Below are 15439 nucleotides of genomic sequence, written 5' to 3'. Positions count from 1 at the left end.
AAAGGCCTTGGAAACAAGGCCTTTTTTTATCACCCTTCCATGAAAAAATTCTCGCTCTTTTCCGGTTCATTAATTGCAGGACTTTCCGTTGCCTTAGGGGCTTTTGGAGCACACGCGTGGAAGGACTATTTACGCGAGATTAATCGCCTAGAAACATTTGAGACAGCAGCACGCTACCAAATGTATGGAGGAATTACGTTGTTGATCTTAGGAGTTTGGCAGATGAACTTTAGCAATAAGCACTTGAAGACAGCGGCCTATTTTCATTTTGCTGGCTGCCTTATCTTTCCGGGTTCTTTGTATTTGATCTGCTTAACTAATCTAGGGATATTCGGAGCAGTGGCCCCTATCGGAGGATTGTGCTTCCTTATGGGATATGGACTGATGATGTGGTCCATCTTTAAAAAGTAATTAGTGACGCATCACTAATTCAAGGCTTAACCACACGATCTCTCCCATCGTTTGGCACTTCAAAAAGCGATCATCTTCATAATGCTTCGCTAATTCTGTTTTCAATTGTTCCACATTTTCTGGCGGCGCAATCTCATCTTTCGCCATCACGTTCATTAAATCGTACACGCGCTGGCTTTCTGACTTCAAACGAGAGGAAATCATTGAACGCTCTTCAATCTGGTATTGCCAAACCGATTCCGGCGTCATGTACTTCATCCCTAACTCAATTAAGGCATTATTTTGCTTGAAATACTGCGGAAGGTACACCGTTTTTTTGCCTTCGTAACACTGCTGATCAAAGTCAATCGGGCGAATCCGGTAATAAATCTCCTCAAAATCCGGAGTCGTAATAATGACAAAGTTAGCGCTGTGCATATCGCCCAATAGTTGTACAAGGCAACGCTCGTTGAACTTCACAAACTCTTTGGCAAGACGAATAGGCGACTCTAAATCCGTCTCCAAATCTTGCTTTAAAAAGGCATCGCCAGGCACACCGGCAATGTGCTCCTCGACAAGTGTATTATCGCAGGTGACGTAGTTGATGCGGTTTGGCGATAAAATATGCTCTAATTCTAGGCCATACACGCGAGAGGCATCCGCGATTTTAATGTAGAAATAATCAAAGTTATCATTCACCCGGTTCACAATCCGAATCCGGAAAGGGTGTGTATTGCCATAGGTGCAATAATCCACGCGATCGATCACTAAGTGCTTGATAACCTCCTCATTCCCATCCGTTTTTAAATCCGCATAGATCTGCTTTAGTGCCTCATACACCTCTTCCTGATCTCCTGGCGAATAAAATACGGTCTCCCAAAGCGTTTCCACCTCATTCTTATCATACAGCACGATCGCATTATCATAGCGCAACAAATCCGCATAACTGATATTCATCGCGTGCTCCCGGTTGTATTTATGCAAATACCGCCGCAGCTGCTGATTAATCCGATACAGATTTTTCTTCTTCGAGATGAGCGCCATTATTCCGTGTAGTCTAAAGATTTACCGAACGTTTCTTTCAGTTGAATAACGGAGTAGATCGCCAAAGCAAAGCATAAAACCCCTACATAAGCGGCAGCGTGAATCAAGCCCACAGATGGAATCAAAAACTTGAAGAGCAAGGAAATAGGAATCAAAGCTCCACGCACAAAATTTGGCACCGTCGTTGTCACGGTCATCCGCACATTTGTACCAAACTGCTCAGACGAATAGGTCAAAAACACCGCCCAATAGCCCCCAAAGAAGCCTAAGAGCGTAATCATCACATAGGCATGCGTCGTGGTAATATTCGACATCCCAAACAGATAATACACACAAATACCCACGGCGATAAATAAATACGTTAAAACCGCCTTTCCTCGGCTTTTCAGCCACTGACTTAAGGCACCCGAAGCAAAGTCTCCTAATGCAAGTCCTAGATAGCAAAACATAATGGCGTCACCTCCGCTAATCTTTCCATCGATACCGATCAGTTTGGAGATCTCTGGTGCTGAGAAAACGAGAATACCGATGATGTACCAGATGGGCAATCCCATCAAAATGCAATACAAGTACTTCTTGAAAGTGGCACCATTCGAAAAGAGCTGAAAGAAATTACCCCTTTCCACTTTGTCATCCATCTCCGTATACATTGAAGATTCAAAGGTACCTAAACGCAATAACAGAAGGGCTAATCCCATTCCACCACCAATAAAATAGCAAGATCTCCACCATTCTGGATCCGAACTCAAGCCGGCAATAATGGGGGCAAAAACAGCACCTGCCGCACCCACACCGGCAATGATTAAAGTCCCGATGCCTCGCTTAGATGGCGGTAAAGTTTCATTCACCAAGGTAATCCCGGCACCTAATTCTCCCGCTAAACCTATCCCAGCGATAAAACGCAAAAAAGCATACGTATTCAAATCCGTCACTAATCCATTTAGGGCGTTAGCAGCTGAATACAAAAGAATAGACCCGAACAAAACCGATTTACGTCCTTTCTTATCGCCATAAATGCCCCACAAAATTCCACCCAGCAACATCCCGCCCATCTGCACATTCATCAGGTTTAAGCCTTGATTCAACAAGTCATCCCCTTTCAGGCCAAGGCTAATCAGGCTTGGATTTCTAACCACAGAAAATAAGATGAGGTCATACACATCCACGAAGTAGCCGAGTGCGGCGACGGCGATGAGCATTTTGGCTTTGGCAGAAATTGTTTCGTTTTCCATACTAGCGAGAAAGCATATCAGACCGGTGAGAGTCTAACTTTAAAAAGATAAATAGTAAAATAGTGAAGGACCACAAAGAGGACCCGCCGTAACTGAAGAAAGGCAAGGGTATCCCCATAATGGGCATCAAACCGATCGTCATCCCTATATTAACTAAAAAGTGAAAAAACAGAATTCCTACTAATCCGAATCCATAAGCTCTGGCAAATCGGGAACGCTGCAAGTCCGCTAAATACATCAATCGCCACAGGAAACCCAAGAAGAAAAAGATCATCAACATCACACCTACGAAACCGTGCTCTTCCCCTATCGTACAGAAAACCATATCCGTACTTTGCTCCGGAACGAAATCGAATTTCGTCTGAGTACCGCCTAAAAATCCTTTGCCCCAAAATCCACCTGAACCAATCGCAATCTTCGATTGCGTCACCTGATAACCTAAACCTCGGGGATCAAAACCGGGATCAATCAAAACCCGAATTCGGTTTCTCTGGTGTTCTTTCAACACATTATTCACCACCCAATCCACTAATAAAGCAAGCGTCATAATTAAGGCTATGGCTCCTGATAGACGCAAATAGGTCTTCGGATCCCGTTGCATATAGATGGGCATAAATAAGACTAAAAGTCCTGCTAAAACAACTAAAACGACTAAGATGATCCACGCCTGGACTAATAAAGCAGAGACGAACAAGACAATGCCACCAATAAACAAGGCAGGAAAAGCCCCCGGCAAACCCTCTCGGTATAACAAAATCATAAACGAGGCGAATACCAAGGCAGACCCCGTCTCGTTCGAACCGATGATTAATATCATCGGGATACCGATAATGAGCGCTGCTTTCCATTGAAAAGGGAATTTAGTTAGGTTCACTAAAGGATCATTCAAGTATTTAGCGAGGAGCAAAGCCGTGGCTGTTTTCGCAAACTCCGCCGGTTGGATGGTCACAGACCCAAATTTAAACCACGAATGGGAACCATTAATGGTTACCCCGAGAAAAGGTACGGCGATTAACAGTAGCAATAAACCGAGGTAAATAAAGAGGGCAAAGGATTCGAAAAAACGAAAATCAATCACCAGAATGCAGACGATTAATACGAAACTTGTCCCGATCCAAACGAGTTGCTTACCCGCGTTGGAATTATAAAAAGCGGGATCAGAAAAAGCCAATGGGGCGTCCGGGCTGTATACAGCCGAATAAATATTCAACCAGCCTAAGCCCACGAACAAGACGTAGAACCCCACAGTGATCCAGTCAATCCGGCCTTGTATGTGATTCGAATCTGTCATTTTTTCTTGGAATCTGGGGCTGCCTTTTTGCGTACCACACTGTAGGCATTAGGCAGGTAATTCATATTCATAAACTTGGTTTCCACCGCCTTGCGGTCGACTTTTCGTTTCAAGTATTTTTCTACCACTAAAGAGGCAATCGGTGCCGCTGCAGATCCCCCAAAACCGGCGTTCTCCACAAATACCGCAATCGCAATCTTCGGATTATCGCGTGGAGCGAAGGCGATGAAGATGGAGTGATCTTTACCTTTTTGGTTTTGGGACGTACCCGTCTTACCCACCATCTTGATATCCGGAATGCGACCATCTGCCTCTACCGTTCCGTGCGTCACCGCATCTTCCATTCCGTCGATGACGACATTGAAATATTTAGACTCTACCCCTACCTTCACTGGCGTCTTGTAGAAAGGGTCAATTGATTTCTGAAGTCCCACACCTTTCACCACATGCGGCGGAATATACCAGCCCCGATTCGCAATGATCGCCGCTAAATTGGCCATTTTCAAAGGACTCACCACGATTTCTCCCTCTCCTATACTGATCGAATAAATGTTCGAAAACTTCCACATTTTTTCGCCTTTGTAGACGGAGTTATAATATTCTACATTGGGCAAAATACCCTTCTTTTCATTTCCTAAATCGACCCCTAGTTTACGTCCAAAACCGAAATTAGCCACTAAATCTGCCCAACGCTGCAAACCTTTCGCGGAGCGTTCATAGGTGTCACCCGTTGTATTATCGTAAATCATCTTACGAAATGCGTGGTAGAAATACGGATTGCACGAAACCCGAATCGCCCCGCGCAAATCCACCGGTCCGTGGCCATGGCATTTCACCGGAGCCCCGGCATGTGAGAATACCGTTCCTGGCCCTATAAATCCTAATTGCTGTCCCACCAGAGCTTGTACTAGTTTAAAGGTAGAACCCGGGCGATAATAAGCCGATGGCGGACGGTTCAGCAAAGGCTTCATTGGATCTAAAGCAAGCTGCTGGTAGTATTTGGAAAAATTGTTCCCCGTTAATTGACTCGCATCGTAAGAAGGGGCAGAAACCATCGCCAAAATTTCCCCCGTCGAAGGCTCAATCGCCACTAAACTCCCCACCTTGTGCTGCATCAAACTATCCGCATATTCTTGAATCGAGAGATCAATCGAGGTATACAAATTATTTCCTGAAACCGGATTTATATTCAATGAGCCATTTTTATAGTCCCCTTTTTCTACCCCATTGCTATTCACCATGCGGTACTTCACCCCACGTTGACCGCGTAATGTTTCTTCATAAAAGGACTCTATTCCAGAGATCCCCACATAGTCGCCCTGGCGGTAATAATCATCTTTTTGATCCACTAGGGCATTTGGACTAATTTCTGCCACGTAACCTAAGGCATTCGAAAACGAGTGAGATTGGTAGGTGCGGAAGGCATTGGTTTCAAAAAAGAAGCCTGGAAAATCCACCATCGCATCTTGTACGCTAGCAAAATCTTCCTTGGACAAATGCTTTAAAAACAGACTCGGTTTCACCCTCGAATAGGCACGAGCGCGCTGAGTCGTTTTGATAAAATATTCCTTAGTCACCCGAAAAACCCGACAAAAATGATTCGTATCCTTCACCACCGCTTTGCGGGGAATCATGTACAAATCGTACACTGGCGTGTTGTAGACAATTAATTTTCCGTAACGGTCATAGACTTCGCCTCTAAAAGGAATCTGGATAATCTTGCGAATTGCGTTATTATCTGCGGCTTTTTCATAGGTATCATCGATCACCTGTAGGAAAAATAATTTCCCAAGGAACAGGAGCCCCACGATGCCGAAGAACAAGAAGATGAGATTTCGCCGCTGAGTAAACAAATGAATTAGATTTTAATGACAAAAATAACGAATTTCCTGCGCTTCTGCGAACGCTATTTCGGAAGACTTTTGATGAGTGCCAAAAGCGCAAAAGCAATCGATCCCAGCGAGAAAATGATCGTAAACCAGGGCTTGTCTGTAAAAAAATAAGCATCTAAATAGCGGCCTGCAAAAACGCCCGCTACAATGGTGACTAGCATCTGAAATGCGGCGCCCAAGAATTTTTGGTAAGAATTCATATTCACCTAAAATTATCCAATTTTCGGGAAGATAAATCGTAAATTTGAAAATAGTTCTTTTGAACCTTATGCACCGGAGTCTTGTCATTCTTTTTCTAGCCCTCAGCACTTGGTCTTGTTCTCAATACAGCAACAAGCCTATGGCCGTTGCCTTTCACAATGTGAATGCGAAATACAATGCCATTTGGCAAGCTTCTAGATTAGATAAAGAACTTCAGAAAAAATATTTCCAGGAACGCAAAGAGAGCTACAATTCCGTTTTACCCATTGTCATCCCACGCGATTCTAGCTTCAAACAAGGGAATGAAAAAGATATCAAGGAATTGATTCGCAAAGCTTCTTTGGTGATTGATCGGCACCAAAATTCCCATTTTATAATTGACGCCTACTTGTTAATTGCCCGTGGTCGGTTATACCAAAATGACCTAAAAAATGCGATTGAAACGTATAAATACGTTAATTCTCTTGATATCAGACCGGAGGCTTTACTCGCCTTATACGAGATCTATCTGCAACAACAGGAATTTAGTTCTGCTGAAAAAATAGAAGAATTCCTGAGCGAAAATCCCTTGAATACAAGCGAGAAAAAACAATTTCTCCTCTTAAAAGCCTATTCCTTTCAGCTTCTAAACGAACCCATTAAAGCCGTTGCCGTATTACAAGAGGCTCAGCGCTACTTGAAAAAAGGCGAAGAAAAAGCGCGCATCTCCTTTATTATGGCGCAGTTATTGAGCGACAATAATCAGCCTACTTTAGCCTTAGAAAACTACCGAGGCGTATTAAACAACAAACCGAGTTACGATTTACAATTGCAGGCAAATCTGGCCATCCACCAGCAAGAGGGAAACCTAGAGGCTTTACTCAACATGCTGAAGGATCCTAAAAACGAGGAGAGTAAATCTTTCATCTATGTTAAATTAGGTCAATACTATTACACGAAGAAAGACTTTAAAAAGGCCAAAGAAAATTGGGAAAAGGGAGGCGAAAACAATCCTAACAAAGGTGAATTATACTATCAATTAGGAGGTTTATTTGCCAAACAAATGAAGGATTATGACCTGGCAGCGCACTATTACGATAGCGCCGCTACCTATCTGCCTGCGAATCATCCCGATTATGCAAAGGCCCAAAAACTCAAAAAGTCCTGGGGGAATTACAGCGGCTTTGCGAAACAAATTAGTCTGCAAGATTCCTTGCTACGCTTGGCAAACCTAAGTCCAGAAGCGTTGCACGTTTTGTTTTTAAAACAGCAAAAAGACACCGTTAAAACCGTTGTACAAAAAACAGCTGCGCCTATTTTTACCCGACGCCCCTTTAACGCAGATCAACAAAACTTCTATTTCAATAACGAACAAGCCCGTATTCAAGGGGCGATAGAATTTAGTAACCGCTGGGGGAATCGATCACTAGAGGATTTTTGGAATCGAAAAAACAAAAACGCCACGATGACGCAAGCCGTTGCAAGCACGGTAACCGTTGAAAAAACGGTCCGCACAGCATCAGTGCTGGAAGAGAACTGGCTAAAAGCCATTCCTTCGACGCCCGCGGCTAAGTTAAAAGCCACAAAAACGATTGAAGAATCCTTGTTCAAATTAGGCAAATTAGCCCGCTTGGAATTAGGTGAAAATGAATTAGCAAATACTACTCTGAAACGCTTATTGGCAGAATATCCGAGCACGGCCTACGAAGCGGAAGCTTTGTATGTGCTTTATTTAAGCAATGAAGGCGCAGCGAAAACGGCCTTCCGTTCCCAATTATTTGAACGCTACCCTGGTAGCTATTTTAAGACCATGATTCTCAAATTAGAGAATGGCACCTTGTCTGAAAACAAAGAAATTCTCGCACAAAAGAAATATGAGGCAGCTTTTGAACGCTTTAAAGCTGACCAATTCACTGAATGTTATGAAGCCTGTTTATTCGCACAACAAAACTACCCGGGTAGCAAATTGGAAGATAAAATCGTATTTTTAATGGCGCTTTCAAAAGCAGGATTACATGAGACGACAGAAGCGAAACGAATGTTGGAAGATTTTGTCCAATTATTCCCCGCAAGTCCGCTTGTAAAAGAAGCTTCTGAAATGCTAAAGTTGATTAACAAATGATAGAACCTAAAAAGGAATCTAAATTGAATAAAATTACCTTAGCCTACAAAATCTTTGGAGGCACACTCCTATTTGCCATCCTGTTTATTACGGCGGTGAACTATAATTTTCTGTGGCTTTTTGGGGGAATGCCCAGCTTACAGGAATTAGAAAACCCGAAGAGCCAAGAAGCCTCTCTTTTGATCTCAGAAGATGGGGAGGAAATAGGCAAATACTTTAGAGAAAATCGTAATCCGGTGGAATTTGAGGAACTATCTCCCATCTTGGTGAACACCTTGATGGCGACGGAAGATGCGCGTTTCATTAGCCACTCCGGCATTGACGTGCGCTCTATGGCGCGCGTATTGTTTTCTTTTGGAACATCCGGCGGAGGTAGTACGATTTCCCAGCAATTAGCGAAGAACCTCTTCCATACGCGTTCCTTGGAATACGGGGAAGACGATCCTATTTATATGGGCTTGCTGATGAAGGTGGGTGGTTTGAAGACGGCGATTGCCAAAATCAAAGAATGGATTCTGGCCATCAAATTAGAACGTCGCTATACGAAGCAAGAGATTTTGGCGATGTATTTGAATGAGGTCAGCTTTGGTAATAATGCTTATGGTATTCAAGTTGCCTGTCGCACCTATTTCCAGAAAAACGTACAAACCGTCACCTACCCAGAAGCGGCGACCCTGATCGGTTTATTACAAAATCCATCCTTGTATGACCCGCGCATTCGCCCAGAACGTACTTTGGCACGTCGCAATACCGTTCTAGGTCAATTAGCCAAATATGAATATGTAACAGAAGAAGATGCCGAAAAGATGCAGGCTGATCCTTTGAATTTGAAATACAAAGTAGAGAATCAAAACACAGGCGCTGCACCGTATTTGCGCGAATCCATCCGCAAGGAAATTTTAGGTATACTAGCAGAGATCAACAAAGACCGACCAGAGGACCAGCAATTAAATTTGTATACCAGCGGCTTGCGCATTCATACGACTATCGATTCGCGGATGCAGAAATATGCGCAAGATGCCGTGCAAGAGCACATGAAGGCCCAGCAAATTACGTTCAACCAGCATTGGGCTGGCAGAAATCCGTGGGTGAACGAAAAAATGCAAGAGATCAAGGGCTTTATTTCTTCAGCCATGAAGCGGACACAACGTTACCGCGACTTGATGGAGGCCTATACTAATGATGAGATGCGGGTTTGGGAGGAATTGAATCGTCCTATCAAAATGACCGTTTTCTCGTACCACGGGGATATTGACACGACTTTGAGCCCTTTGGACTCGATGCGCTACTACAAACGTATTCTAAACGTAGGTATGATGTCCATGGATCCTACGAATGGCCACGTGAAGGCTTGGATCGGCGGCATTAATTACAAATATTTCAAGTATGATCATATCGCCCAAAGTAAGCGCCAGCCAGGCTCTACCTTCAAACCATTCGTTTATGGGGCAGCCATCGAAAACGAGATTGCTACTCCTTGCGATAAATACGTGGATGAACCGGTGACTTTTGGGACAGAGGATGGATTAACAAACGATACGTGGACTCCCCAAAACTCCGATGGCAAATACAGTTACGAAAGTTTAACCCTTCGCCGCGCGATGGGTCGTTCGATTAACACGATTTCGGCTAAACTAATGAAAGCCTTAGGCGCCAGCAAAATCGCGGACTTTGCCCACAAAGCAGGTATTACGAGCTCCCTTTATGAAGGGCCATCTCTGTGTCTAGGAACCTCCGAAGTATCCGTTTTCGAACAAGTGTCAGCCTACAGTACCTTCGCGAATGGAGGGGAAAAAATCGATCCCATTATCATCTTAAAGATTACGGATAAAAACGGCGTCGTGTTACGTGAGTTCTCTCCTACTGCTAAAGCCGTTATGAAGCCCGAAACGGCTTATTTGATGACGTTCATGTTGCAAGGCGCGGTACGCGAACCAGGTGGAACGGCCGAAGGATTGAACCGCAGCTTTATTGCTGCCGGCAATGAAATCGGTGCTAAAACCGGTACCACTTCGAACTTCTCCGACGGTTGGTTCATGGGTGTCACCCAGAAATTAGTGACTGGCGTTTGGGTAGGTGGAGATGACCGAAGTATTCACTTTAGAAATATTCAACTAGGACAGGGTGCTAAAATGGCCATGCCAGCCTTCACGAAATTTATGGAAAAAGTCTACGGGGATCGTTCCCTCGCTTTAGACGGCTACCAAAAAATGCCTTTTATCAAACCTGAAAACTTAGCCTTTGACTTTAGTTGTGTGGGAGGAATCGGAGGAGATTCCACCCTGACTAGTTCAACCGCAACCGCCTTACCTGAATGAGAATTGTAGCCTTTGTATTCCTTGCCTTATTAACCTTCGCCTGCAGCACAAAAAAGACCGGTGAAGAACTCGCGAAAGAAAACTGTAGTTCTTGCCACAAGTTCCCGGATCCGAGCCTTTTGGACAAAAAGACCTGGAACGACCACGTTTTAATCGAAATGTCCTACCGCCTAGGGATGCGCAATAAATTTGAATTATTGACCAAAATCCCCGAAGAGCAATTTCAATCCGCCGTTGAATTAAATATCTACCCAGACACGCCGGAAATGAGCGTCGAAGATTGGCAGTCCATTGTGGATTATTACACTAAAAATGCACCAGAGAAACCGCTACCCCAAAAAGCGAGAAGTGCCATTTCAACTAAGCCCTTACATTTCACCCAAGAGACATTCATCTATCCCCAAGTCAACTTAGGTGGTGTAACCTCCGTGAAAGTGCATCCCTCAAAAGCAGAAGCTTGGATCGGTATGAACACAAATGAGACCGTAGTTTTGGATAGCAAACTGCACGTTAAATCAAAAATAAGAAGCCAAAGCCCAAACGTCAATACCGCCTTCATTCAAGGAAAAACCTTCTTGCTAGGTATAGGCAAAATGTATCCTAATGATCAGAAATTAGGTAGTCTTTACCAATTGAAATCAGACGGAAAATTAGACAAGCTCGTGGATTCATTGAAGCGTCCCGTCGATATGCAATTAGCGGACTTTAATGGCGATGGAACACAGGATTATTTGATTTGTGAATATGGTTTTGAAGCGGGGCAATTGGTTTGGGTAGATGGAAAATCAAAGGAACGTCATTTGTTAAAAACCCAAGCTGGTTCTAGAAATGTTATCATCAAGGATTATTCTGGTGATGGGAAACCCGATTTATTGGTCTTAATGGCGCAGGCTAGAGAGGGCGTATCGTTGTTCATCAATAAAGGAATGGGGCTTTTTGTCGAAAAACCCATTTTGCAGTTCGATGCCGTTTGGGGAAGTAGCTTTATGGAAGTTGCGGACCTGAATAAAGATGGCTTCGATGATATCATCATTTCAAATGGCGACAATGCCGATTATTCGCATTCGAAGAAGGCCTACCACGGGGTTCACGTATTTTTAAATGACCGGAAAAACAATTTCAAGGAAGCCTACTTCTACCCTTCTTATGGCGCTTCCAAAACCCTTGCGCGCGACTTTGATGGGGATGGCGACTTGGATATGGCTTTGATTTCTTTCTTCGCAGAAAACGACAAAGGAGTGAATGAATCGTTTCTGTATTTCCAAAACCAAGGAAATATGACCTTCCAAGTCAGCAATCTAAACGTACCAGAAGATGCGCATTACATCGCGATGGATGCGGGGGATTTTGACAAAGACGGAGACATCGATCTCTTATTAGGAAACTACCAATTTGGAAAACCAAAGCCAGGCGTTAAACTAACACCTGGCCTTCAGATTAGACTCTTACGAAATACGATTCGTTAATTCAGTTTCGCTCCCTTCGGGATGAACGCTTGCGCGCTGGCGCTTTGGCTTAAATAAGAAGTACCATAGTTCCAATCGATCTTTTGTTTATGTCCGTTTAAGGTATAGCTAAAGGATTGACCTTGTTTCACAGGGGCTTTTACAAAAGAACCCTGAGGCTTAAATACTTTCATTGGCCCTCTATTCTGTAGAGCAATAAACGCTAGTTCTGAACCTACTTGAATACCCACTAAAGATTTCGCATCAGCCGGAACCATTATCCCTGAATTCTGAGCATACGTAAATCCTTTACCGTTGCCTAAAAGAACCCCACCATTCGACGCATCGTAGCGACCCATGGCCACTTCATTGGCATAATTATTACCTACATAGAGAATATCTAAATAACCGTCCGCATTAATATCCAAAATCTGCATACCATTCAGTGACGACAGCTGAGCCATATCTGGCAAAGCCTGCGCTTTAAAATGTCCTCCACCCAGATTCTCGATATACATCGAGGCATTCTCCGTAAAAGACAATTTAGACGCTTTCGCTTTTTCTTTCTCCGTCAAGAAATCATCTTGCGTGATCTTACCATAATCCTTGTAATACACCCAGCGCTGACGCGTCGAATTCAATTGTTTATGAACGTCATCTTTACCAAACAAAGGCGCAGAAACAGGCACCCCTGACGCACTTTGGAAATAAACGAACGGAAATACATCATACACACCATTTCCATCCACATCTCCATGCAATACATCCACTGGCTGTTTCGCATTCGCGCGCAACAAGGTATTTTTACCCATATTGCCTGCCACTAAATCCATATCTCCATCTTGGTCAAAATCAGCCGCAGCCACAGAACCCCAAAGTCCTGTCATCTCCTCTAATCCTGTTTTTTCTAATTTCACTAAATGGCCTTTCTCATTCTGATACATCTGAATCGGCATAAACTCTCCAGCCACGACTAAGTCAGACCAGCCATCATTATTCAAATCCGTCCAAATCGCATCGCATGCTAGCGCCGGTTTCAATAAATCAGGAGCCCATTGAGCTGTGGCATCGGTATATTTAATCGTTCCTGCCTTCGAATCATTGCGTAACAAACGGGATGGAGTTCCTTGCGGATAAGAGAATGGCACATTACGTCCACTCACAAAAAGATCCAAGTCGCCATCCTTATCAAAATCCACCGCTCTCACCGCCGCATTACTCTCTGTGAAACTAGGTAAGGCCGTAGCGACTAAACTAAAGTTCCCTTTTCCATCATTCGCATACACCACATCTTGAAAACTCGCTGCTCCTATTTTCCCCTCTGTTCCACCTCTAGCAATGTATAAATCCAAATCCCCATCACGGTCCATATCAATTAAGAGCGAACCTAAGTCCTCTCCTAATTTCTCCTTCTTCTCCGCGACTCCCTCCAGGTATTTAGCGCTAAACTTTCCTGTGGCTTGTTGTAAATAGAAAATACCTGAATTAAACTTCGCGCCTCCCACAAAGAAGTCTTCCAAACCATCGCCATTCACATCACCCACCGAAGCACCGGGCCCCAGTTGAGACATCTTGAATGGAATCAAACTTTGGAAATTGAAGTCAATAAAGTCCATTTCTTTGTGCACATCGGTTAATTGCATTTGATCTGTCACATCTTGTAATAACGGGGCATGCGTTTGATATAAGGAAACATACCGTTGTTTCGCATCACTCATTTTCACTTTCAGAATTTGATCAATACCCGGTTTTAAAATCACCTGCATCGAATCATTAGGCCAAATAACCCGCAATTCTTTAATCTTCTGCTTAGCGCCTAAGCCGATATGAGCCACCGCCTCCACGCTAGACAAATAACCTCTATAAGGCGAATTCTCATAATAGAAATACGTACCATCTGCATAAACACCCTCGATGCGCGTTCCAATTCCTTGCGTATTTTGGCCTTTGCCCTCAAACTTCACCCGTAAATAATGTCCCTTATCCGCATTCGTTTCTACTGTATTATTTTTATACACAAAAGCTTCGTCATTAATATTATTCACTACATAATCCAAGTCCCCATCATTATCCAAATCCCCATAAGAAGCTCCATTCGAGAAAGATGGACGCTGTATTCCCCATGCCGCACTCACATCGTCAAAGTGCATACCTCCCTTATTCTTAAAGGCATAATTATTTACTTTAATGACTGGCATCTGCTCTAGCAAAATGGCATCAGACGCTAAACGAGCTGAATTAGCTCGGTATAACATGAAGTCGCGATCCGTTACGTCCCTCGGGAAACCATTCGTAATCATCAAATCGCGGAAGCCATCGTTATCAAAATCAGCTAACGACGGACACCAGCTCCATTCCGTCTCCGCCATTCCCGCCATCAAGCTGATTTCTTGAAAAGGCGCGGGTGAACCATCTGCTTTTTTCCCGGCGTTTAACTGCAAAGAATTGCGCATATACTGGTAAGTATAGCCATTCAGATCACTGTTTTGGTAGGACTGATAGCTGTTAGGTGGCGCTAATTGCTTCTTACGCTCGTTGTCCTTTGGCAACATATCCAAAGCTACGATATCTGGACGGCCATCGTTATTGATATCAGCTACGTCGTTACCCATGGCGGATAAGCTCGTATGCTTGAAATACGCTTTGGCCTGATCTGTAAACGTGCCATCGTGATTATTGATGTACAAAATATCATCCGACACATAATCATTCGTCACATAGATATCTGGCCAATTATCTTGATTGATATCACAAATATTAATCCCTAAACCATATCCTTCAATCGTAATGCCAACCTCTTTCGAAACATTCGTAAACACGGGGTGATTTTTCTCTTTTGACCACTCATTGCGGTACAAACGGTCCGTATTTGGATACGACCCATCGGTTACTTTGGGGCGATACAAGGATGGGAATTGATCGATTACGTCTGTCAAAACATATAAGTCCAAATCACCGTCCCGATCATAATCAAAGAACGCCGCGTGCTCACTATGTCCATTGTCGTTAATTTCATAATCGGCAGCCATCTCCTTAAAGCTCGGTTTCCCGGCCTTAATTCCTTGGTTCACAAAAAGCATGTTTTGGCGATCGCGTTCTGCATTTTTCATGGTCGCAGATACATATACATCCAACAATCCATCTCCATTGATATCCACAATACTGACACCAGAACACCAGCGATCTTTTGTATCTAAACCAGAGGCCTTACCTAACTCTTCAAACTTCATCTCCCCCTTGTTTAAATACAAAGCTGCATTTGCCTGAGATCCAGAGAAAAAGAGATCCAAAAGCCCATCATTATTGAAATCTCCCATACCCACACCGCTTCCGTTGTAGAGGTATTCATACTTCAAAATGGTCAAAGAATCGTTCTCCACGATCTTGTTTGAAAAATGAATACCGGTATCATCACCGGATAAAAGCTCGAAAGTAGTGGCGTTTTTACAAGAGAAAACGAATAAGGAACAAGCAACGAATAAATAGGCGTATATAGGCTTCATAGGGCAATTTTAAACTTAAGCG

The 15439-nt window shown here is 43.6% G+C and carries 10 protein-coding genes; 4 read left to right on the top strand and 6 right to left on the bottom strand.

Going from position 1 to position 15439, the window contains the following annotated elements:
- The first annotated feature begins 39 nt into the window (after positions 1-39).
- Positions 40-411 carry a DUF423 domain-containing protein gene (locus tag SKC35_RS09335; RefSeq protein ID WP_377979121.1) on the top strand — a complete coding sequence of 124 codons (372 nt, stop codon included), beginning with the start codon at positions 40-42 and terminating at the stop codon, positions 409-411.
- Here the strand turns inward: SKC35_RS09335 and SKC35_RS09330 are convergent, their stop codons facing one another.
- The 5 genes from SKC35_RS09330 to SKC35_RS09310 are packed head-to-tail and all read right to left on the bottom strand — an operon-like array spanning position 412 to position 6049.
- The gene (locus SKC35_RS09330) at positions 412-1434 is read right to left on the bottom strand and encodes a hypothetical protein (protein WP_377979120.1); all 1023 of its coding nucleotides are present in this window, start codon (positions 1432-1434) and stop codon (positions 412-414) included.
- Positions 1434-2666 (bottom strand): MFS transporter, encoded by a 1233-nt coding sequence (locus SKC35_RS09325; protein WP_377979119.1) that lies wholly within the window; start codon positions 2664-2666, stop codon positions 1434-1436. Before SKC35_RS09325 ends, SKC35_RS09330 begins: the two co-directional genes overlap by 1 nt.
- Position 2667: 1 nt before the next feature.
- Positions 2668-3957 (bottom strand): rod shape-determining protein RodA, encoded by a 1290-nt coding sequence (rodA, locus tag SKC35_RS09320; protein WP_377979118.1) that lies wholly within the window; start codon positions 3955-3957, stop codon positions 2668-2670.
- Positions 3954-5810, bottom strand: coding sequence for a penicillin-binding transpeptidase domain-containing protein (locus tag SKC35_RS09315; protein WP_377979117.1), 1857 nt, complete (start codon positions 5808-5810; stop codon positions 3954-3956). Before SKC35_RS09315 ends, rodA begins: the two co-directional genes overlap by 4 nt.
- Positions 5811-5863: 53 nt before the next feature.
- Complete coding sequence (locus SKC35_RS09310; RefSeq protein WP_130894941.1) at positions 5864-6049, bottom strand: AtpZ/AtpI family protein; 186 nt, start codon at positions 6047-6049, stop codon at positions 5864-5866.
- 68 nt (positions 6050-6117) lie between these two features.
- Here SKC35_RS09310 and porW point away from each other — a divergent pair, with 68 nt between their 5' ends.
- Genes porW through SKC35_RS09295 form a run of 3 tightly spaced genes read left to right on the top strand, consistent with a single transcriptional unit; the run spans position 6118 to position 11935 of the window.
- A complete protein-coding gene (gene porW, locus SKC35_RS09305) occupies positions 6118-8151 on the top strand; it encodes a type IX secretion system periplasmic lipoprotein PorW/SprE (protein WP_377979116.1) in 2034 nt (677 codons plus the stop codon).
- The gene (locus SKC35_RS09300) at positions 8148-10469 is read left to right on the top strand and encodes a penicillin-binding protein 1A (protein ID WP_377979115.1); all 2322 of its coding nucleotides are present in this window, start codon (positions 8148-8150) and stop codon (positions 10467-10469) included. The genes porW and SKC35_RS09300 overlap by 4 nt, the downstream gene beginning before the upstream one ends.
- The gene (locus tag SKC35_RS09295) at positions 10466-11935 is read left to right on the top strand and encodes an FG-GAP repeat domain-containing protein (protein ID WP_377979114.1); all 1470 of its coding nucleotides are present in this window, start codon (positions 10466-10468) and stop codon (positions 11933-11935) included. The genes SKC35_RS09300 and SKC35_RS09295 overlap by 4 nt, the downstream gene beginning before the upstream one ends.
- On the opposite strand, the gene SKC35_RS09290 is transcribed toward SKC35_RS09295, so the two are convergent.
- Positions 11932-15417, bottom strand: coding sequence for a VCBS repeat-containing protein (locus tag SKC35_RS09290; protein WP_377979113.1), 3486 nt, complete (start codon positions 15415-15417; stop codon positions 11932-11934). The genes SKC35_RS09295 and SKC35_RS09290 overlap by 4 nt on opposite strands.
- Positions 15418-15439 lie beyond the last annotated feature (22 nt).

It is taken from the genome of Aquirufa originis (assembly GCF_042714495.1).
Lineage (GTDB): Bacteria > Bacteroidota > Bacteroidia > Cytophagales > Spirosomataceae > Aquirufa > Aquirufa originis.
Note: the sequence above shows the minus strand (reverse complement) of the source record. Positions and strands in the feature narration are given on the sequence as shown.

Bases quoted from the DNA above. Each gene is read 5' to 3' on its own strand.
- SKC35_RS09335 (WP_377979121.1), top strand. From the start codon at position 40: ATGAAAAAATTCTCGCTCTTTTCCGGTTCATTAATTGCAGGACTTTCC.
- SKC35_RS09330 (WP_377979120.1), bottom strand. From the start codon at position 1,434: ATGGCGCTCATCTCGAAGAAGAAAAATCTGTATCGGATTAATCAGCAG.
- SKC35_RS09325 (WP_377979119.1), bottom strand. From the start codon at position 2,666: ATGGAAAACGAAACAATTTCTGCCAAAGCCAAAATGCTCATCGCCGTC.
- rodA (WP_377979118.1), bottom strand. From the start codon at position 3,957: ATGACAGATTCGAATCACATACAAGGCCGGATTGACTGGATCACTGTG.
- SKC35_RS09310 (WP_130894941.1), bottom strand. From the start codon at position 6,049: ATGAATTCTTACCAAAAATTCTTGGGCGCCGCATTTCAGATGCTAGTC.
- porW (WP_377979116.1), top strand. From the start codon at position 6,118: ATGCACCGGAGTCTTGTCATTCTTTTTCTAGCCCTCAGCACTTGGTCT.
- SKC35_RS09300 (WP_377979115.1), top strand. From the start codon at position 8,148: ATGATAGAACCTAAAAAGGAATCTAAATTGAATAAAATTACCTTAGCC.
- SKC35_RS09295 (WP_377979114.1), top strand. From the start codon at position 10,466: ATGAGAATTGTAGCCTTTGTATTCCTTGCCTTATTAACCTTCGCCTGC.
- SKC35_RS09290 (WP_377979113.1), bottom strand. From the start codon at position 15,417: ATGAAGCCTATATACGCCTATTTATTCGTTGCTTGTTCCTTATTCGTT.